Origin of the sequence: Sulfurisphaera tokodaii str. 7 (assembly GCF_000011205.1) — an archaeon.
GTDB lineage: Archaea > Thermoproteota > Thermoprotei_A > Sulfolobales > Sulfolobaceae > Sulfurisphaera > Sulfurisphaera tokodaii.
In genome coordinates this window covers 1,663,147-1,682,747 of record NC_003106.2, presented here as the reverse complement: position 1 = coordinate 1,682,747, position 19,601 = coordinate 1,663,147, and the positions used below count along the sequence as shown (strand labels likewise).

The following is a 19,601-nucleotide window of genomic DNA, read 5'->3' as shown; positions in this document are numbered from 1 at the left end:
CTTGAATCAGAAGGAAATAGTTTAAAAAGGATAATTTCTAGTATTACTTATGGAAGATTGCAAAGAATTACTATATCATGACCCCTTAAAGTTACAAGAGAAGAGTGATTGTTTTCTCTCTGAAGATCATTATTACAGAGGTAAAATAGCATTATCTTACTATAAGGATTCTCAACGAATAGGCGAATATGTAATTTTCCCCATGAAATTTTCTAGGAATTTCTTTGTAATGGGGGTTGACGATACTACTGGGAAAATATTTGTAAGATTAATAAATGGTGACCCAAGTATTGTACTCGATAAGGGGATAAGAGAAGATAGGAAAATTCAAAAGTTAAAGAACTTCATGGGCTTTACTCATCATAAATGGGAAGTAATTAGCCTAAAGAAAGGTCAAATAATAAGGATTCAAGGAGATTTTGCAGTAAGAATAATTAAGACTTTTCATTCTTTGGATAGATTACTTAATTATCTCTCCTTTTTTCCAGGGATTGGCGTTAATGATATACGTAGTAATCTTTGGGAAGAATTTATAAGAAAATACTTGTCCGAGGATGAAGAGTTAGGTAAAATAGAAAGGCTACTAAATGTATTAGATGAGATAAGAAGGATAAGGAGAATAAACTATATGATAGGAATTAAGGAAAGGGAAATAGCAAAGGTTGAGGAAGAGGTTAAACAAAAAATTAGGGAGTTACTAGGTGTAAAAAGAATACCAGAAAGAAATAGAATATATTTCATGAAAATAAGCAAAATAAAAGATAAGTTCAAAGAATTCATAGTAAATAAAGAAGAGAAACTAAAGATGTATTATGGGCATTATACTTCTCCTCACCTGGTTCAAGTTATAGGTGTTCTTGTGGGAAATCAAGTCGTCATATTGAGAGAACAAGAAGTGGTAGTAACGCATAAAGAACATGGTATATCGACATTTACTATATCCGTTCCTTCAATTGTAGAGTTTGGAACTCTCGATAATTTTTCAAATATCACAACTCCAGATTTTATGGATATTATATTTATATAAAAAAATAATCTGTGTATGTAGATACACACAAATTTATAAAAGTTTATATATTTAAATAACCAAATGTTTAAATATGAGATACTATACCGTAAAACAGACATACTACTGTCCTACAAACTATGGTTTATATGAATGCAGATTAGAAAACGGTAAAGAAGTTTGCAAATTAATAGCTTGTGTAGTTAGAGATTCCTTAACTACACCGTTATAAGAATATATTTTTTAATATATTATATGGTACAAATCTTTTTTAGTTCCAAGGAGGATTCCCTAATTATTACAAGGTCTGGAAAATACTCACAAAGTTCTCAGATTAAAGCAGAAATGACTCTAACACCAGAAGGTTGGATTCTTGAAAATAAAGAAATTAATTTTCAACAAAGTAAAAATTTTACTCCTTGTATTTCATACGAGGAGAAAGAAGATTTATATCAAGAGGTTATAAATAAAGCTGAGAAACTAATTCCCTACGTAGACAAAATAATTATAAAGAGAATTGAGAGGAGAGTAGGAGAATGCAAAGAAATAAAATTTATCGCATTAGTGGAAAAAGACTACCTAAAAGTAGGAGGTAAAGTTCAGTACATAGATAGCTTAGTTAGCTATTTACAGAACGAGATAAAAAGTGTAAAGCGAATACTCAGAGACTATCAAACTGGAGGTAGAGTTAGAGTAATTTTATCTCCAGAGGTTTTTGGTACTATAATAGCATATACTGTTAAGACTTTACTAAACGGAAATTATCCTAAACTAAAGCTTTATGAAAAAGTATTTCCCTTAACAGTATTTGATAATCCACTTAACGATATTTCACCAGGATTTACAGTTTTTGATGATGAAGGAGTTTTAACCAAGAAGAAGGAATTAATAGGTGATGGAGTAGTTCAAGATTACTTAGGCACACTCTATTCACGATTTGGCAGTCCGGGTAATGCAAGAGGAATACCGCCAGAACCTGATTTCTTTACTTTAGAAATTAAAGCTGGAGATTGGAGTTTAGAAGAAATGAGAGATGAGAACAAAGACGCTATAACAGTATACGGTGTTGAATCTGTCCAGATCATTGAAAATAGTATAAGGATAACACCCAAAATTGTTGAGAAAGAGGGTGTCGGGTTAAGAATAAGAGAGATAGCTGTTCCTTTCCAAGATCTTCTATCTATAGAGGCTTTGTCAAAAAATGTAAAACCCTTTGCAATAGATGAACAGCATGGAATAGTTTCACCATATGTTTTAATGCCGGTAAGAATAATATTATTTTAGTGATGAGACCGCCAGAATAAGAGTGGTGACGATAACCCGGCCTTACTGATAATACTATTTTTTGGTATTAATCACGTTGTATTTTTATTCAAAAGTTTAAACTATTAATTTCACTTATCTCTCTAAAGCCTTAATTAGAATAATGTAGAGAAAAAGCACATGGGAAGAACACAACCCTCTTACACTAGGGCTGTTGACAAAGAGCTGGAAACAGTAGAAAAGATCATTTCACGTCTACATTCTCCTTCACTTGAGTCTCTATTTGAGGAAGTAAAAAAGAAAGTTAGATACGTCCAAAGCGCTTCTTACGACGAATTTGTTGACCCCTATAATTTAGTGTATTTTACATTTATTTGGACTTTAGCGGAGGAGTGTGAAAAATGGAAGAAATTGTACTCGACGCTTATCCGACAAAAGGAGGAATAAAACTTCTGTTAAATGATTTTAGGACTGAATTCATAAAGACAACTTTCCCAGTTTACGTAATAACTGATAACCCAGACATTGTTCTTCAACATCCCGAAGTTAAATACTACGAAAAAGAAAAATGGAGAAGCCTAGACGGTAAAGAAGTTGAACTTTACAGATTCGAGGTTGAAAGCTTTAACGCTTATTATTACATAAGGAAAAGGTTAAAGGTAGTCAACGAAATACCAACAGTTCTGGCACAAACACTGTATAGGTTGAAAATTCCCTTAGTAGATAAGATAGAGAAAGTTAATTATGCTACGGTAAAATTCCTTAGATGGTATGATGGTTGTTCAGACTGTTATGAAATAAATGGTGAAAGAGTTTATAATTTAGAGGACTTTGAGGCTGATGTTGTAGAATGTTACGGTTTTCCTTGCAAGAGAATTAGAGCCCACGTTAAGATTCAAGGAGAGAAGAAAAGATCACCAGTATCTATAAAGGGACTTCTTGAGTGGTCTTATATATCCAAAACGCCATTACATGAGATTGCTTACTCAACTATTGGAAAAGCGTTAACCACAAACGAAGCATGGGTTGCCTTAAAGAAAAGGATCATAATACAAAATATTGTTACTAGATTAGAGAAATTAAGAAAATTAGAGGACATAATGAGAGCAGATAAGGGAGGTTTATTTATATTCCCTAAACCTGGTTGTTATGAGGACGTTTATCAAATAGATTTTAAATCAATGTATCCTTCTCTTATTATAAAATATAATATATCCGCTGAAACTGTTGACGCTTGTGATGATATAAAGACTGAATTACATTCAATTTGTCTTAAAGAAAAGGGTATTGTACCAGAAGCGTTAGAGTGGCTTGTAAAGAGAAAAGAAGAACTAAAGAAAATTGATGAAGAGAGAGCGGAAGCAATAAAATGGATTTTAGTAGCATCTTTTGGTTATTTGGGGTATAGGAACTCTAGATTTGGAAAAATAGAAGCATATGAGATGGTTACTTATTTTGCTAGAAAAACGCTGAGGAAAACGGTTGAAATAGCTGAAAGTTTAGGGATTAAAGTACTTCACGGTATAATTGATTCTTTAATAGTAAAGGGGGACGTTTTAAAACTGATTGAAGCTGTAGAAAAAGAAACTGGCTTAAAGCTGGATTACAAGAAGTTTAAGTGGGTCATTTTTACAGCTAGCAGAAACGATACGCCTTATCCAACAAGGTATATAGGAAATAAAGATGATGGAGAAATTATAGCTAAAGGACTGGTAAGGAGCAATATGCCTAACATTGTGAAGTCCTACCTAAACGATTCTCTCGAAATTCTTTCAAAGACTAAAGACTGTAATGAAGTCAAAGCAAGTGTAAAGAAAATTAAGGAACTTTTAGACTATTATAAAAGAAGAGTAATTAACGGTGAGCCAGACGATTATGTTATTTGGATCAAGGACGTTCCATATGTTAGGGGAATAAAAGGTTTTTATGATGCTAGGGAAGGATTTAAGGGTAAAGATGTTGGCTACTATAAGGCATACCTAGAAAGGATATTTGAGGATTTAACTAAGGTGATTAAATGCTGAGAACTGGTTTTGCATTTTTAGACGAAATAATAGAAAAGGATCAAATTGTAGAGTTCTTTTCTCCAGATGAAGAGTTACTGAGGATATTTTATCATAGGGTAATTGCTCTTTCCTCTCCGGTCTATGTAGTAGTTGTATCAGAAAGGGGAGGGTTAGATCCTTATTTAGTAAAACGTTTCCAAAGGATATTTTCTAATGAGGAAGAAGTTTATATAAGAAGAGCATTTAAGGCTGAGGACGTATCTTTAACTATTGAGTCTATGGGGGATGAGGATCTTATAATAATTGACCCTTATCATTATAAAAGGGAATACACTAGGATTGTTGCAGCTATAAGAAAGGGGAAGGGGAGAAAATTTCTATTCAGTTTTTTAGATAGAGAAAGAGAAGGTTCAATATTTGGCTCTCATACTGCACATTCCATAATAAAAATAGTGAAGAGTAAACGAGGATTCAGATTCATAGTCATAAAGAGTGTTATAACTAAGGAAATTGAAATACCAAATAGTATTTGGGATTTATATGGTAAAGTGAACGAAGAAGGTCTGTTAAGATGGTTAGTTTAAACAGAGAGAAAGAATGTTGAGTTTTTAATTTTATCTGTTTAACCTATATTATGAATAGAAAGTTTATCGTAACAATAATAGTTTGGGTCTTAATTCTTCTTTTCTCGATGTATTTGGCCTCACAATCTTTCGCACACCTTTCCTATAACGAAAACGTAACACTTCCATCAAACAGTAAAGCATTTATCGCAACTAATCTACTTAGTAAATACTTCCCATCAGGTAGCGGTAACAACTCTATTGATATTGTCTTAGTTAACTCCACACCTTACGAGGATTATTTAATAGAACAAAAACTACTTAATATACCTTTGATAACTAATGTAAGTGGAGTACCTAACGTTTACATAAGCTATGCGAACTTTTTAGGAAAAGTAATTAACCAAACCGGATCGTTACTTAACGAAAGTGCTTATGCACTTTATATCTTTCCAGAAAAATTCCTGTTCTTGTTAAACGAAACACATAACGAAAGTCTAGCCTTAAGTGAAGCTGAAAAAGGAATGCCTTCTTCATACTCCTCGTTTTATGAAAACTTCGCTAATACTTACGTGAAAACTGAAAATTATACTTTAGCATTTGAACTTAGTATTTCGACCTTAAACAAAACTCAGTTAATCGCATTAGCATTTATCAATCCTCAAGGATTTGTTACGCCAGAGTACGTAGAGAAGCAATTACCAATTGCTACTGCAAAAGTTTTAAACATTTCACCACAAGTATCTTCCCTTCTACTGTTTAAAAGTGTTAATAATGCATTAGAATCGAACCCTAAAGCTTTCTTCAGCCTTTTAAATCCTCCCTCCTCACTACTTGCAGTTTATTCTAAGAACCACACAGATGTTATTCTTATTTACACTAAATATTCAGCTACTGCTGTATATTCAAACGGTACCTTTATTGATGAGCAAATTGTACCACAGATAAAGGAAAGTGTTAAGGAAGTTTTTAACGGAACATTTTACGTTACTGGTGAAACACCAGTATTTGCTGAGCTTTCTCAATTGCAGAATGAGTATGATGCAATTACATTTATCTTAATTTTCGCTTTCCTACTTGTCGTAACAGCTATCTACTTCAGAAGCATTTTAGCACCTATTATAACCTTAATTACTATAAGCCTTTCGATCATTTCCGGTTTAGCTATGGTAACCCTAGTGAGTTTAGTAACAAAACAGCAAATAGACTTCCAAGTAATAGAACCTATGATAGCCGTAATCATGGGTGTAGGAACTGATTATAGTATATTCTTACTCTCACGTTTCAGAGAAGAACTAAGTAAAGGAGTTGATAAATGGAAGGCCATGGAAATTTCTGTGAAAACGTCTGGGAAAGCGATTTTGATAAGTGGAACAACAGTAACTATAGTCTTTCTTTCAATGACTTTTATTCCGTTTGCTGGACAATGGGGATTAATAATCGGTCTTTCAGTACCGTTTGCTGTAGGAATTGCTGTAACTTTATTACCAATAATCTACGGAGCTTTAGGGAAAAAGGTGTTCTGGCCTTCAAAAGAATTTAAGGTAAAACCAAGGTTTGAAAAAGTTGCTAAACTGTCAACATCTAAACCGGTAATAGTGTTTGTAATTGCTTTAGTCATTGGTTTAATAGCAGGCTTCTATGTATTTTCAACTCCTTTAAATTTAAATTTCCAATCGTACTTACCTAATACACCAGCTGTACAAGGATTAAATGTAATTAATAAGGCTTTTGGAGAAAATTATCTAAACCCTATTCTTGTAGTATTTAACTATTCTCACCCTATAACGCTACAGGATTTAATCCAGGTAGGGAAATTTGAGGCTGAGGTTAGTAAGTTAAATGGTATTGAGGAAGTCTTTGGACCAGTACCACCAAACTTTAACGGCACAATAACACCATCAGTTCTTAGTATGTTTAAGGCAAATGTTGGAAATAATAATAGGACATTGCTCGTTACTATAATACCCTCTTACAAGTATGATAGTATACAGGCTTACAACTTGGTCAAGGAAATTCAAAGTTTAACTAAAACTGGTTATGTTGGGGGAACTACTGCTGATTACTTAGCTTTCATGGATTATTTATTTCCTTACTACTATACATTAATGCTTCTATTACCCGTAGTTTTAGCAATAATAGTAGCAATTTTCATACGTTCAATTAGAATAGGTATTGGTGTCTCATTAAGTATAATACTAACTATAGTATCCGCTTTAGCTATAGTGTATTTAGGATTTAGAATTTCACCAGATGTAGGAATACTATTCTTGATTCCTATAGCAGTTTACGTATTAATGATGGGTTTAGGAAATGATTACAGTATATTTATTCTTTCTAGAGTGAAAGAAGAAATTGAGAATGGCGAAAAAGATCCAATAGTAAAGGGATTATCTATTTCAGCCAATACTATAACTGCTTTGGGTGTAATTTTAGCCTTTTCGTTCGGCGCATTAGCTATAAATCCCATTAAATCTATTCAAGAACTTGGTTTAGCAATAGCTTTGGCTGCAATTCTAGATACTTTCATAGTTAGAACTATAATTTATCCAGCAATTCTCAAAATCTCTTTAGTAAAAAGAGTGGAACAAAGTAAATAAATTGAATTTTACTAAAATCCATTTTGCTTGTTCGTATTAAACTTATATAGTCGAAACGTTTTTCTTTATCGTGATGAAAAAGGTAATATATGCTCTACTAATAGTGTTAATTTTACCAATTTTTTCAATTATACCTTTAGCCTCAAATAATCCGACAATTCATGTTTACTATACACGATATGATAGTATATATAGCAGTGGTGGTGTAAAAAACTTCTTGTTAAATTCTAACAGTGTACTATATACTGTCACATCAGTTATGTATAATAATACGATATCTGGAAATAATCAAGCTTTACATGCCACTTATAATAAATCTGTATATCTACTAACTTTCAACTCTATAAGCAACTATACTGGTAAAGTTAAAGTTAGCATATATACAAACAATTCTCTTTCACTTTACACAAACGTTCCTAACTTGATTAGAGTAATAGTATATAGTGCTGGACAATCAGAACTAGTGTGGGCTGGGGTTGAAAATAGTTCTATTACAATTAATACATTAGCATATGTTAACGGAACTGGAACATTACTCCTACAATTCGCAAACGGTACTTCTATTGTTAACGTAACTTTAGGTATTAAGACTAATACTACATTAACTAAGGACATTAGCTTAAGCTTACTTTCAATGGGCTTCACAATCTCTTCAACTACCAGTGGAGAACTTTCGATTCAAACACAAATTCCCAAGAGGTATTCTCCACTCTTCATGAGTGTAAATTATAACGGTACATCATGGAGTAATGAGTCTGGATATATAGTTACTGAGGCATATTTTAATGGTTCATTGACACCAGCACTAGTTTGGAAAGGGATGGGATACGGTTTTGCTGGGGGATTAATGGGTGGTGGTAAGTTACAATTTAGTGAAGAAACCATAGAATTTTATGGCGTTAATGGTACCGTAGTTGGGTATGTTCATATGGTTAATGTTAACGGAACTAATTCATTTGGTCTAGGACCCATAAAACACAGTGCAAACTTCGAGTTTTCTGAAATTAAAATAGTTGAAGTTGAAGGAGCCACTGTAGTTCATGGTGAATTTGTAGGGAAAACATATGTAAACGGAAATGAAATTATAATTGTTGCTAATAGTCACGGTAAGGTTTCTTCTACAGCTTACGTAAACTTTACCCATGTGGTTTCTGTAAATAATGAAGCTGGAGTTTTAGTACTTATTTACTTAAATAACTCAGCTAAATTTGTTGTAGTTACCAAGTCTAATGTTACTGCAAATGTGACAACTGTTAAACCAGAAAATGTTAGTAATACTACAGTAAAAATTCAGGATAAAGCTTATGTAGCACAAGAAGTTATAGTTAATTCATCATCACAGTATATATTATTTAACGTTAGTCTTCTCACTAACAATAGTGAAGTTACAGTTTACAAATTAGTGAATGGAGAACTTATAGAATTAAATTCCTCAAATTACTTTATTGCTAACGGAAAGCTTATAGTATTTGATGATCCCTCAAATGTATACTATGTAGTATATAACCAACAACCAAGTACAGTTGCTACAACATCAACTACACAGCAGTCAACTTCAACATCAACAACTAGTCAAACACCTTCAACGGCAACAACATCTCAACTAATACCCCCACCCTCTACAACAACCTCGTCATCGACAACTACAGTTTTGATTATAGGTATAATAATAGCAGTGATATTGATTGCAATAGGCTTAGTTCTAGTCCTTAGAAGAAGATAAATTATTTTTTGCCTTCCCTTTTTCCATTATTCTTTTTCCACTCTCCATTACAGCAACAAGATAGCCAGCTATAATCATGTTATAAAGTATTGTAAATAATAAACCTCCTAAATAACCTATGGTAAGAATAAGAAATGATATTCTAAAAATTTCATCTTTCTCTATGTTATAAATTACTCTCATATAATCGGAAATAATAATGCCACTGAAAGAAAATATAACATATCCAACCAAAGGTTGTTTTGATATAAGAAATAAGCCCAGTGATGATAAATTAACAAAATAATAATACCATTTAACTTTAGACTCGTATATTGCTAATGAGAGAAAAATAGTAGCTATTGCGTTTATAATACTCATATATTGAGGAAAAATAGAAAAGCCTAGTATACTAATTATATAAAATATTGATGCAAATAAGAGATAATAAAACACTACAATTTTTAATCTTTCTTTAGTTTCAGTGACTTCATTGATCGATAAATTTCTTATTTCAAAGAGCGGATAATGACACTTCTCACAAAATTCCGCATTATCTGGATTTTCATAACCACATCTAGGACATTTTTTCATATACAATTTTTCATCATAATTACTAAAAAACTTAAAGAGAAAACCTTCAAGAGATTTTTAATAATTTTTTAAATTCATCTACGCACAAAAGTAATTTTTCCTTTAAATCTTCGTTTAACTCTACTTCAACGTTTAGTGTGATTTTCCCATCTTCTGAGATAAACGCAATAACTTCTCTTTCACCGAGGTGAAATTTTATGTAATACATATCAGACATAACAATAGACTGAATGAAGTTACACTTCAAAAGAAACTCTTTTACTTTATCAACTATTTCCTTTACAAATTCCTCATGCTTCATTTTTGTTTCTTTAAATTCTACACCATCGTAATCCCCTACTTTTATTTCTCCGTTGACAAGTATCGCACTTATCCCTTTCTTATTTATTTCTATCAAGATTTTGTCATCAATTTTTATTATTGATTTGGTCATGATAAATATATTAACCTCTGGGAAAATAAAATAAATTGTGTCATTTCAAAGAGTTGAGGTAAGGAAAGACGGTATTGGTTTTTGCTATCAAGGTAGTTGGATTGTTGTCAATGTTTCCCAGGATGAGATAAGAATTGCTGAGGAAATTTCTTATGAAGTCGCGATAGGTTCTCAATTAGGTAAAATACAAATAGTAATTAAAAACGGAAAAGCTTATGTTGAATCTCCCCTAGGAAGGCATGAATTAGCTAATTCATCAGAAATTATTTCTACATTAAAAAAGATAAATGAAGAGGTTGTAAAAAGCAAAAACGCTGAGCTCTATGAGAAATTAAGTAAATTACTTAGTTAAAAGAGACGATAATACTGCAACATAAGGTATTGTGAATATATTTAAAATAGGAATAAATGACAGTATTGCCGCTATATATAAGATAAGAAGAGAGACAGCATCTATTCTTATTAAGCTAGATATTGCTGAAAAACCTTCGTTCATCGAGTCAACAATTTTTTTACCTCTTTCGGAAATGGAGAAACTTAACGCAAGACCAGTAAATACTAATGCCGATATCAATATTCCCACTACTGGAATGTAAGAGAAGATAAAGTTTACAAGACCTAATGCTATTCCAGCTATTATTGCGTCAGAGAAAAATATACCTATACTGGAAAAAGCTCTAGAGATATCCCAATATCTCTTGTATGAGTAAATTGAAATTGCTAAAGCAAACATGTAGAATATGCTTACTATGATAGAAAGTATTAGTTTTACAACTACTCCATATGGGGAAGAGATTCCAAAGATTGAGGAAATAGATACACCTAGTCCTAAAAGTAAAGAAATAATACCCACTACTATAGCACCAATTATCGCTATAATTAAAGTAAGGATGATGAGCCGATAATTGGCAAAAAGTTCATTAATTGCATCAACGGCTTTCACTTTTTTCACTCTCAGAAATTAATTGGAAGAAAACACTTTCAAGATTTTGTCTTTCATAACCAATTTCTATTAAACCATAAGGTTTTAGTTCGCTCGATAGTTCAGAGATATCGCCCTTAAAATCAGATATAATTATTTGTCCATTCACTATAGCCGGTTTACCATATTTTTCAGCAACCTTTAGTGCTTCGTTGTAATTGTTTACCACTGCTTTTACAATGTTTGTTGAAACCATTTTCCTTAAGTCTTCCATCTTTTTAATTCCAATTATCTTACCTTTATGAATAAACACTACTCTATCTGCTATGTTTTCAACCTCAGATAAAATATGAGAAGAGAAAAGTATAGCTCTCCCTTCATTTTTCATCTTTATTACTAAATCTTTAAAGAATTGCATCCCTGCAGGATCTAAGCCATTTAAAACTTCATCAAATAGAAAGTTATTAGGATTACCAGCTAATGAAACAGCTAAGGCAAACCTCTTCTTCATTCCTTGAGAAAACTTACCAATCTTTACGTTCATCCATTCTGAGAGACCTACCTCTTCTAAAAGCTTTTTGCCCAGGTTTTTAGCTTCTTGAGAGGAAATACCGTAATAGCCAGCTAAATAGACAAAGTAATCCAAAGCTTTTACATCCGGCTCAAAATTAGGTAGTTCTGGAACCCAACCTACGTTTCTACTTGCTTTCCTTTTATCTTTAGTAATACTATATCCATCAATCTCCACATCACCAGATGTAGGAAAATTTACACCAGCTGAAATTTTTATTGTAGTCGTTTTACCAGCTCCATTTAGTCCAACAAAGCCCACAACTTCTCCATTATTTACATCAAAGGAAACTCCTTTAAGAGCTAAGAAATCACCAAACTTTTTATAGAGATTTACTATTCTAATCATTAAGTTACATATTACCTCTAAATATAAAAAGTTTTTAGAAAGTGAACATGGCATTGAGTCACTGAAATTCTTCAATATAAGCATTAAACTTAAAATCTAATAATAACATGTAAAATATATGGTAAATCCGCTACTTTATGATTTTAGAAGAACATTTTTAAGACTTTCTATATTAATTTTCTTAATACTCTTTGTTGTTGGTGGAGTAGGAATAATTTACGAGGCATATCATTCTCTCAATATATATCCTGCAGAACTATACAATTATAACGTAATAGTTACCGTTAGTCAAAATAAAGCTAGTGGAGTATATCATATTCTAGGATTTGCCTTTGATAATAATGGTAATCCATTATCGGGAGTAACTATAAAGATAGATAATAATACCTATGTAACTAACTCATCCGGATATATTGTAGTAGACACTTCTACTTTCCCATCGTCAATCACAGCTAATTATAATGGAGAAGAAAAGGTAATATTACATGTAAATACTACTCATATTTCTGCAGGATTTAATTCTTTCGGATTTAGTGCGCAAACTGGTAACCAAATTGAAAACCCTTTTATTAATACTATAATTTTTGCAAATATAAGTAAACTAGTAGATTACTCGAGCATTACATACGCTTATCAACCTTTCTTTTTGGTATTCTTTGTTATAGCTGGCTATAATAGCAATTCAGCACATTTTATATTCGCCGGCATAGGGAATTTTTCTGTAGAATTTAGAAATCTTAATAATTCTGTGATTAAAACAATCAACTTATCTATTAACGGAATAAAAGATAGTGTAATTCAGATACCTTCAAATACATTTTATATTTATGTTGGTGTTCCTAATGTCTCGTTAAGTGGAACAGGTATGCCTTTAGAACCAGAGATAGAATTCGAGATAGTAACCCCTATGCTAGGAGCTGTGGGATTATTCTCGTTTGCATTTATTATAATCTTTATTTACGTTGCATACGTAATGTTTGGAAAGTTGAAGGATAGAGGATTAGACTTTATACTTTCTAGGCCAATAACAAGAGGACAGCTCTATTTTACAAGATACTTTTCTGGTGTCATATCTACGTTAGTAGCAAGCTTACTGTTTAGCTTAGCAATTTCAATAACGTCGTATTCATTATTACACTTTATACCATCTTTTATTGCTTATTACATGTTTATCTATACTTTTACGATTGTAGTGGTGTGGTATTCTATTAGCTACTTATTCTACTCTCTTACATCTCCAACTGCTGGTTTAGGAATCTCAATAGCACTATATTTTATTGTAGATATAGCGATATCCGTTATTAGTCTTTTATATCCGTCATTAAATAATGTACTAAGCTACTACATTAACCCTTCATCCGCTAGCTCATTAATCTCATATTACATGTTATATCTTCACTTCCCTAAGGGAGTTAACTTAGGTGTTTCAGTAATTAGCCAGATATTATGGATAATATTACCAGTTGTGGGGGGATATATTATCTTCAAAAGATTGAATATCTGAAATAAAATTCTAAGAACTTAATTTTCTTTTTATTCCACTAGCTATTGAGAATATTGACGCAAAAATAATTATTACAGCAGAAACTAGAAAAGCAAAGTGTAAGCCTTGAACAAAATCTGCACCAGTTTTCGGATCTAATGCGTTTGTACCTAATAAGATTTCAAATGCAACATATCTAGGAATAACTAAAGTAGCTATTGAAATGCTCATAACATAACTTAAGACTGTCCCTATGCTTCCTAAAGTCCTAGAAATACCAGAAACAGAACCATAGTATTCCTTAGGTGCATAATACATAATTGCTGCTGCATTTGATGGCCAAAACATTGCTGAACCAATACCAGTTATTGCTGAAATCCATAAAATGTCATACAGTGGTGTTGTTGGTGTTAATAGGAAATAGTAAAGGAGTAGGGAGATAAATATGAATATCAACCCTATCCCAGCAACCAAACCAGGTGAGCCTTTATCAGCCCTTCTACCCATTATTGGAGCTAGCACACTAGCTATAATATAACTAGGTGTTAACAGAAGAGAGGAATCTAACGGTGATAAACCTCTGACACCTTGTAAATACATTATTAATAAGAATGTTAAGGCTAATGCACCAACACCCTGGAGAAAGCTTGAAATGAGAGAGAAGGATAACAATCTTATTTTAAATACTGAGATGTTTATCATAGGCATTTTAACCTTTATCTCATTATAAATAAACAGTGGCACTAGTAGGAGACCAACAAGTAACTCAAGAAGATATTGCATACTCATACCGTTAGCAGCCATGAACATAACTGAAAGTGATATTAAAGTTAATGAGATTCCGAGAATTAAAGCTCCAGTTATATCTAAGGATGATTTAACTTTATTTATATCTTTAATATTTCTTAAACCTATTATTACAGCTATTATTCCGATAGGAACATTAATGTAGAATATGAACCTCCATCCAAAGAATGTAGTTAAAATTCCTCCTAACACTATTCCAAGCAGAGCTCCAATATTCCATCCTAATGAAGTTATCCCATATGCTCTTCCTCTTTCTTGAGGAGGGAAAATATCGGCAATTATGGCATTACTATTAGCAGTTAACATTGCACCCCCAATAGCCTGAATAACTCTAAACGCAATTAATTCGTAAATATTTGCTGAAGCACCAGCTAATGCAGATGCTAGGGTAAATAATACAAAGCCTAGGTTGTAGATTTTACTTCTTCCTATAATATCACCTAGCCTACCAGTCTGAGTAGTTAGTATTGCTAAAACCAAGAGGTAAGCTAATAATACCCAGATTGATGTAAGTAAGTCTGTATTTAGATCTACAGTTATAGTAGGTAAGGCTAAAAGAACTATTGTAGTATCAACTGCAGCCATTAGTGTTCCTAATGTAAGTACTAAAAGTACAAGCTTGATATTCATTGCAATGCTTACTTAGTTCGGTAACTAATAAATTTTCTCTTATAGGTTTTTAGAATTTATAATTATAAAATCTGTCCTTGTTTAAGATTTTTGCAAGATTCTTTTAATTCTGGTAAATTACATAACTCTTCTTTGACCTTACTACTTGCACCTTGATAAAGGAAATAAACGTAGTCCTTATATGCAACATCTTGTATTTCTTTCATTAAATTAAAGTATTTTAAAAATTCATCTGTCTTTTTACCAGCTATTCTATTAATCATTACCTTTATGGAGATAGCGTACCTTTCTCTTCCATGTTTCTCTAATTCTTTCATAGCATGAGATAAAGCCCCTAAGCTTAGATCTCTAACATGATCCACTTGTTCTAAATTAAAACTTGAAGAAGAAATTACTTCGTTAGCTAAAATACCCATATCCCTAGAGGCAAAATATAGATCTGTAAACGCTAGTGGTGTTAGGGTAAGATGAGAAGATATCTTTTTTATTCCTTCTGATAATAAGTCAATTTCACCAAAAGAAATGAAATTTGTTACCATAGCAACTAGTGGAGAGTAATCGGAATACTTTAGAAAAGAAAGGTGGTAAAAAGATAAATCAAAGAGAGGTTGATAGTAATTTAGGAAATGAGGTTCCACTTCTTTAAAGTAATCCTTAACAAGCTGTAAGTGCTTATTATCGAAATCTCTAGAGATAAATGCTTTATAAAGCTTATAAATTACATGAGGGGAAAGAGACATTGCCTTATTAATCAATTGCAAAGCGTTTGAAATCCCTTCCGTCACAAAACTAGAATTAGGGGTAATATATCCTTTAGTTTCAAGTATTATCGCTGATAAGGCATTTCTCCAAGGATCATTAGGAAGATAGAATGAGTTTACAGCTAAGAAAAGCTTATCATAACATAGCGGATTATTTAGCTGATGCTGTTTTAACGAATAAGGATTAATAAATGGGGAATCTCTAGCACTTTGAAGCAAAAATGATGCTTGTTGAAGATTTCCTTGACAAGAAAATTTATATGCTAAGATAAATGAGTATAATGGTCTAAGCTCTGGTATAATTTGATCTACTGAGAAAAATTCAGATGAGTTAAGATAATTTAAGAGGTAAGGAAAATAATTTACCATAAAAAATCTTTCTTTTCAAAGCTTAAAAATTATTCAACGTTAAAGATATAGTTAGCTAATGCCTCTATCTGTGTTACACTTACTGACGTTGAATTTCCTATATAACTAATCATTAAATATCCGTTTCCTTTATTTGTTGTAAACAAGACTGTATATCCGTGAACGTAAAGAGCACTGGTACCATGATATGGATAAGCGTATATTATTATTAGCTGATCACCTGAACTGTCAGTTAGGTTTTCATATACTAATTCAGCATTCTTATAAACTTGCAATTGAGGTATCTTAGAATAGTAACCACTACCAACATATTCATAGTTAATTGTCCAGGAGTTTCCTAAGTATTTAGAAACCGAAGATGGCGAAATTAATGACAGATGCGTAGAAGTCGTTGGGGTAGCTGATAAAAACCCTAAAGATAATCCTGCTAAAATTAATAATATAGCAATTATCTCACCTATTGTAATTTTCATATATCATCAAATATAGTTTAAACTATATACTTAAAAACTTTTTGGAGTTAAAATAAAAAAATAATATCTTTAATTTTTTATGTGTTTACTTGTTGGAATACTTTGTGTGTTGGTCTACCCTCAATAATACTTTTACCATACTCAACAGTCTCCCTATAAGCAGTACTATTAATAAAATTCTTATAAGACTCCAAATCATCCCACTCACTATAAATCAAATACTCAGAAGGATCATCAACACTCCTATAAAGCCTAGCACCCCTAAAACCCTTAAAACTAGACAAAAAAGAAACAACCTCACCAAACTTCCTCTCAAACTCACCCTCAAAACCCCTCTTAACCCTATAATAAAAACCAACACTAATCAACCAAAAACACCCCCAATTTAAACTTTGAGAAAAAGTGATAAAAAATATTTTATTTCTTATATACTACGTAATGATACAAGGATATTGCTTCCCCTAACATTATAAATATTAGCCCTAAGTCGATACCAAATAGATTAGATGCTGGTCCAGTAGAGGGTATTGTCCATATTTGTGCTGCTAATATTACAGCCATAATGAAGAGTATTGATATTAAAATTTCAGCAAATTTCTTCTTAGTTTCAGAAGCGACCTCCACTTTTCCTACAGCTTTTATTGGTAAACTAGGTAGGTTTTGTGTGCTTACTTTAGTAATTTTTGTAGATTGAGTTAATGATGGTGAATCATTTGTTTCTGTTTTAGGTGATGGTAAGAAATACATTCCTATAGCAACTATTACTGCGGGCGGTAAGAATGCCATTACTTGTTGACTAAATGGAATTGGTACACCAGGAGTTAGATCACCCCAAATAGTATTTTGAATTAAATACACAATCATCAGTATTCCTATACCAGTGAATACTTTCCTTTTTAGAGGATGTAGTTCTGCACTTCTATCTAGGAATGGCACAATTATTAGGTAAACTAGGGGTATTATTGAGCTAAACAGTAGGAACAATAACACGTTGTTAGTAAAATCAGCCATCTTATATAGGAATAGGAAGAACCATGGCGGATAAGTTGTTATGTGTGCAGCAGCTGGGGAATTTGGTGGAGGAGCTGGTTTTGGATTTAAGAATGGGTTTAGTTGTTGTGGCAATCCACTTAAATATGATAGCGCATTTGGAATAACTAGTATAAAGCCCCAAGTTAGGAAGACTAATGATATCATGTAAACAAAATTCCTTGGCCACCATGGGTTAAATTTCATCCACTCTTCTTTTGTGTAAACTGCTGGTGCTTTTGGTTTTTCTTTTCTTGAAGGCATCATTCCGTAATGCTCAGCTAAGAAGAAGTGAAATGCAAATAACACTCCAATAAGTGCAGCAAAAATTATATGTAACGCTAATACTCTACCGTATTGACCAGCATCGTAATTTCCGAATAATACTGGCAATAACCCAGATAACCCTGGAATTGAGGAAACTATTCCAGAACCTACATCTACAGCACTAGTTGCTAATGCATCACCTATTAAGCTATATCCAAGGAAGGAAGTGCCTAATGTCAAAGCAAACATAATAACTCCAATTATCCATAATAACTCTCTTGGTCTTTTGTATGCTCCAGCAAAGTAATTTCTAAACATATGAACATAGGCTAAAATTATCATCGCATAAGCTCCATACAAGTGACTGTATAGGACTACAGATCCATAAGGAACTTTATCTATGATAAATAGTGTAGACTCGTAACCCTGATCTGGATTATAATAGAGAAGTAATATTAAACCCGATATTACTGTGTAGATAAACGCTGAAGCTACTAGAGCTCCTAGCCAGAAATTAACCTTATACATATAGTCTGGTGTTCTGAAAAATGGTAAATCATCTAGTCCTAGTCTTTCCTTAAACCAATTTGAGACTCTATCACTCATATGATTAAATTAGAAAAATATTAAAAAAGGATTAAGCGTTGGACTGATTTTTAAGAAATGACAGAGATACTTTACTATTTATCAAAAATTAAATAAGAAAATAGCAAAAAGAAGAAAAATTAACTTCCACTAAAAGGATTTTGTGTTTCTTGAACAGTTGTCTTATTACCAACTGGAGAGCCAAAACTAGTATCAAGATCAGCTTTTGGATCAGATGACGGTACTCCATTTGCTCCTTCTGGATAAATTGCAACTCCAATAGATCCTACAGCATAAAGATAGTCTGTGCTAGAATCCCACTCCAATACAACTGTAGGTAATGGTCTCTGTGTAGGACCGGTTAAAACAGCAGCACCACGATATGGATCATATGTAGAACCGTGACAGTCACAATGGATTATTGCTGGTACTTTAGCTTGTTTAGCTGCCAATAATGCTTGTGCGGTTAATTGATCTGGTTCTGGTGCAGTTAATTGTGAAGGACTAACATATTGCGGTGGATAAAAGTGTATATATGGTGGAGTACAACCAAGATGTTGACATATTGCACTATAGGCTACTATTGATTTATTTGGACCTACTCCTCCAGGAAAATCATAAGTATCTCCGGTCTGTGGGACTACGACTTTTGTAGGAGGTACTTCTACTGGTTTACCAGACGAATCTCCTAAATTCAATAGAAAGTTTGGTTCTCCAGTCATAGGATATTCAAAGAGAACAATATAAGGACTGTTTACTGGTATTTCAGAAGCTTTAATTGGATTTCCAGATGAATCTACAAGAAGAGATTTAGGAAATCCAGAAACAGCAGCTACTTGAGGAGGAACTACGACTTCGACTCCCGGAATGATAGCAGCTACTGTTGCAGCAGCTATTCCAAAGATTAGACCTTTAAGGAATTTTCTTCTTTTCTCATCAACACTACCTACGTTTTTATTTACATAATTAAATAAATAGTCCTCTCCCTTAGAAACAAACTCCTTAGAATCAAACTTAGTCTTAGGATCTCTCATTTTAGCTAATAACCTCTTTATAAAGACCAGATCTGAGTAATTAAGTACTGTCTTTTCATCCTTGTCTCCTAATCTTATTTTTATCATTTTTTATCACAATAAAAATATGCAGTATCTCATATAACTTTTTGCCGTTGGACTAAAGATATTAAATT

At 32.5% G+C, this 19,601-nt stretch carries 20 protein-coding genes; 10 read left to right on the top strand and 10 right to left on the bottom strand.

Going from position 1 to position 19,601, the window contains the following annotated elements:
• Positions 1–49 precede the first annotated feature (49 nt).
• The 8 genes from STK_RS09395 to STK_RS09365 all read left to right on the top strand — a co-directional run bounded on the left by STK_RS09395 (position 50) and on the right by STK_RS09365 (position 9,161).
• Positions 50–1,027: a hypothetical protein gene (locus STK_RS09395; protein WP_010979742.1), complete on the top strand. Its 978-nt coding sequence runs from the start codon at positions 50–52 to the stop codon at positions 1,025–1,027.
• A 73-nt stretch (positions 1,028–1,100) separates the two neighbouring features.
• Positions 1,101–1,238, top strand: coding sequence for a hypothetical protein (locus STK_RS15320; RefSeq protein WP_156014882.1), 138 nt, complete (start codon positions 1,101–1,103; stop codon positions 1,236–1,238).
• A gap of 23 nt (positions 1,239–1,261) precedes the next feature.
• Positions 1,262–2,290, top strand: coding sequence for a metallopeptidase TldD-related protein (locus tag STK_RS09390; RefSeq protein WP_010979741.1), 1,029 nt, complete (start codon positions 1,262–1,264; stop codon positions 2,288–2,290).
• 159 nt (positions 2,291–2,449) lie between these two features.
• Positions 2,450–2,716 (top strand): hypothetical protein, encoded by a 267-nt coding sequence (locus STK_RS09385; RefSeq protein WP_010979740.1) that lies wholly within the window; start codon positions 2,450–2,452, stop codon positions 2,714–2,716.
• Positions 2,671–4,293, top strand: a complete 1,623-nt coding sequence (locus tag STK_RS09380; protein WP_010979739.1) for a DNA polymerase domain-containing protein — start codon at positions 2,671–2,673, stop codon at positions 4,291–4,293. Before STK_RS09385 ends, STK_RS09380 begins: the two co-directional genes overlap by 46 nt.
• Positions 4,287–4,859, top strand: coding sequence for a hypothetical protein (locus STK_RS09375; RefSeq protein ID WP_010979738.1), 573 nt, complete (start codon positions 4,287–4,289; stop codon positions 4,857–4,859). The genes STK_RS09380 and STK_RS09375 overlap by 7 nt, the downstream gene beginning before the upstream one ends.
• Before the next feature lie 50 nt (positions 4,860–4,909).
• Positions 4,910–7,438, top strand: a complete 2,529-nt coding sequence (locus tag STK_RS09370) for an MMPL family transporter (RefSeq protein WP_010979737.1) — start codon at positions 4,910–4,912, stop codon at positions 7,436–7,438.
• 73 nt (positions 7,439–7,511) lie between these two features.
• The gene (locus tag STK_RS09365; protein ID WP_052846626.1) at positions 7,512–9,161 is read left to right on the top strand and encodes a hypothetical protein; all 1,650 of its coding nucleotides are present in this window, start codon (positions 7,512–7,514) and stop codon (positions 9,159–9,161) included.
• Here the strand turns inward: STK_RS09365 and STK_RS09360 are convergent.
• Positions 9,141–9,734, bottom strand: coding sequence for a zinc ribbon domain-containing protein (locus STK_RS09360; RefSeq protein WP_010979735.1), 594 nt, complete (start codon positions 9,732–9,734; stop codon positions 9,141–9,143). The two genes, STK_RS09365 and STK_RS09360, sit on opposite strands and share 21 nt — an antisense overlap.
• Positions 9,735–9,780: 46 nt before the next feature.
• Complete coding sequence (locus tag STK_RS09355) at positions 9,781–10,167, bottom strand: hypothetical protein (RefSeq protein ID WP_010979734.1); 387 nt, start codon at positions 10,165–10,167, stop codon at positions 9,781–9,783.
• A gap of 37 nt (positions 10,168–10,204) precedes the next feature.
• Between STK_RS09355 and STK_RS09350 the strand changes: the two genes are divergently transcribed.
• On the top strand, positions 10,205–10,519 hold the full coding sequence (locus STK_RS09350) for a hypothetical protein (protein ID WP_010979733.1): 315 nt from the start codon (positions 10,205–10,207) through the stop codon (positions 10,517–10,519).
• On the opposite strand, the gene STK_RS09345 is transcribed toward STK_RS09350, so the two are convergent.
• Together STK_RS09345 and STK_RS09340 are read right to left on the bottom strand one after the other, a co-directional pair.
• Complete coding sequence (locus tag STK_RS09345; RefSeq protein WP_198429674.1) at positions 10,508–11,110, bottom strand: hypothetical protein; 603 nt, start codon at positions 11,108–11,110, stop codon at positions 10,508–10,510. The genes STK_RS09350 and STK_RS09345 overlap by 12 nt on opposite strands.
• On the bottom strand, positions 11,097–12,008 hold the full coding sequence (locus STK_RS09340; protein ID WP_052846625.1) for an ABC transporter ATP-binding protein: 912 nt from the start codon (positions 12,006–12,008) through the stop codon (positions 11,097–11,099). Before STK_RS09340 ends, STK_RS09345 begins: the two co-directional genes overlap by 14 nt.
• 118 nt (positions 12,009–12,126) lie before the next feature.
• Between STK_RS09340 and STK_RS09335 the strand changes: the two genes are divergently transcribed.
• Positions 12,127–13,512, top strand: coding sequence for a hypothetical protein (locus STK_RS09335; RefSeq protein ID WP_010979730.1), 1,386 nt, complete (start codon positions 12,127–12,129; stop codon positions 13,510–13,512).
• A gap of 9 nt (positions 13,513–13,521) precedes the next feature.
• Here STK_RS09335 and STK_RS09330 read toward each other — a convergent pair whose 3' ends face one another.
• From STK_RS09330 to soxL2, 6 genes are all read right to left on the bottom strand, one after another.
• Positions 13,522–14,928, bottom strand: a complete 1,407-nt coding sequence (locus STK_RS09330; RefSeq protein WP_010979729.1) for an MFS transporter — start codon at positions 14,926–14,928, stop codon at positions 13,522–13,524.
• A 62-nt stretch (positions 14,929–14,990) separates the two neighbouring features.
• Positions 14,991–16,058 (bottom strand): hypothetical protein, encoded by a 1,068-nt coding sequence (locus STK_RS09325; RefSeq protein WP_010979728.1) that lies wholly within the window; start codon positions 16,056–16,058, stop codon positions 14,991–14,993.
• 29 nt (positions 16,059–16,087) lie between these two features.
• A complete protein-coding gene (locus STK_RS09320) occupies positions 16,088–16,531 on the bottom strand; it encodes a hypothetical protein (protein WP_010979727.1) in 444 nt (147 codons plus the stop codon).
• Positions 16,532–16,608: 77 nt separating this feature from the next.
• Entirely contained in the window at positions 16,609–16,899 is a 291-nt protein-coding gene (locus tag STK_RS09315) for an antibiotic biosynthesis monooxygenase family protein (protein WP_052846624.1), read from the bottom strand.
• A 49-nt stretch (positions 16,900–16,948) separates the two neighbouring features.
• Entirely contained in the window at positions 16,949–18,433 is a 1,485-nt protein-coding gene (locus STK_RS09310; protein ID WP_010979726.1) for a cytochrome b N-terminal domain-containing protein, read from the bottom strand.
• A gap of 119 nt (positions 18,434–18,552) precedes the next feature.
• Positions 18,553–19,533: a Rieske iron-sulfur protein SoxL2 gene (gene soxL2 / locus STK_RS09305; protein ID WP_010979725.1), complete on the bottom strand. Its 981-nt coding sequence runs from the start codon at positions 19,531–19,533 to the stop codon at positions 18,553–18,555.
• Between the last annotated feature and the right edge of the window lie 68 nt (positions 19,534–19,601).

Excerpts from the sequence above, each read along its gene's own strand:
- STK_RS09395 (WP_010979742.1), top strand. The coding sequence starts at position 50 with ATGGAAGATTGCAAAGAATTACTATATCATGACCCCTTAAAGTTACAA.
- STK_RS15320 (WP_156014882.1), top strand. The coding sequence starts at position 1,101 with ATGAGATACTATACCGTAAAACAGACATACTACTGTCCTACAAACTAT.
- STK_RS09390 (WP_010979741.1), top strand. The coding sequence starts at position 1,262 with ATGGTACAAATCTTTTTTAGTTCCAAGGAGGATTCCCTAATTATTACA.
- STK_RS09385 (WP_010979740.1), top strand. The coding sequence starts at position 2,450 with ATGGGAAGAACACAACCCTCTTACACTAGGGCTGTTGACAAAGAGCTG.
- STK_RS09380 (WP_010979739.1), top strand. The coding sequence starts at position 2,671 with ATGGAAGAAATTGTACTCGACGCTTATCCGACAAAAGGAGGAATAAAA.
- STK_RS09375 (WP_010979738.1), top strand. The coding sequence starts at position 4,287 with ATGCTGAGAACTGGTTTTGCATTTTTAGACGAAATAATAGAAAAGGAT.
- STK_RS09370 (WP_010979737.1), top strand. The coding sequence starts at position 4,910 with ATGAATAGAAAGTTTATCGTAACAATAATAGTTTGGGTCTTAATTCTT.
- STK_RS09365 (WP_052846626.1), top strand. The coding sequence starts at position 7,512 with ATGAAAAAGGTAATATATGCTCTACTAATAGTGTTAATTTTACCAATT.
- STK_RS09360 (WP_010979735.1), bottom strand. The coding sequence starts at position 9,734 with ATGAAAAAATGTCCTAGATGTGGTTATGAAAATCCAGATAATGCGGAA.
- STK_RS09355 (WP_010979734.1), bottom strand. The coding sequence starts at position 10,167 with ATGACCAAATCAATAATAAAAATTGATGACAAAATCTTGATAGAAATA.
- STK_RS09340 (WP_052846625.1), bottom strand. The coding sequence starts at position 12,008 with ATGATTAGAATAGTAAATCTCTATAAAAAGTTTGGTGATTTCTTAGCT.
- STK_RS09335 (WP_010979730.1), top strand. The coding sequence starts at position 12,127 with ATGGTAAATCCGCTACTTTATGATTTTAGAAGAACATTTTTAAGACTT.
- STK_RS09330 (WP_010979729.1), bottom strand. The coding sequence starts at position 14,928 with ATGAATATCAAGCTTGTACTTTTAGTACTTACATTAGGAACACTAATG.
- STK_RS09325 (WP_010979728.1), bottom strand. The coding sequence starts at position 16,058 with ATGGTAAATTATTTTCCTTACCTCTTAAATTATCTTAACTCATCTGAA.
- STK_RS09320 (WP_010979727.1), bottom strand. The coding sequence starts at position 16,531 with ATGAAAATTACAATAGGTGAGATAATTGCTATATTATTAATTTTAGCA.
- STK_RS09310 (WP_010979726.1), bottom strand. The coding sequence starts at position 18,433 with ATGAGTGATAGAGTCTCAAATTGGTTTAAGGAAAGACTAGGACTAGAT.
- soxL2 (WP_010979725.1), bottom strand. The coding sequence starts at position 19,533 with ATGATAAAAATAAGATTAGGAGACAAGGATGAAAAGACAGTACTTAAT.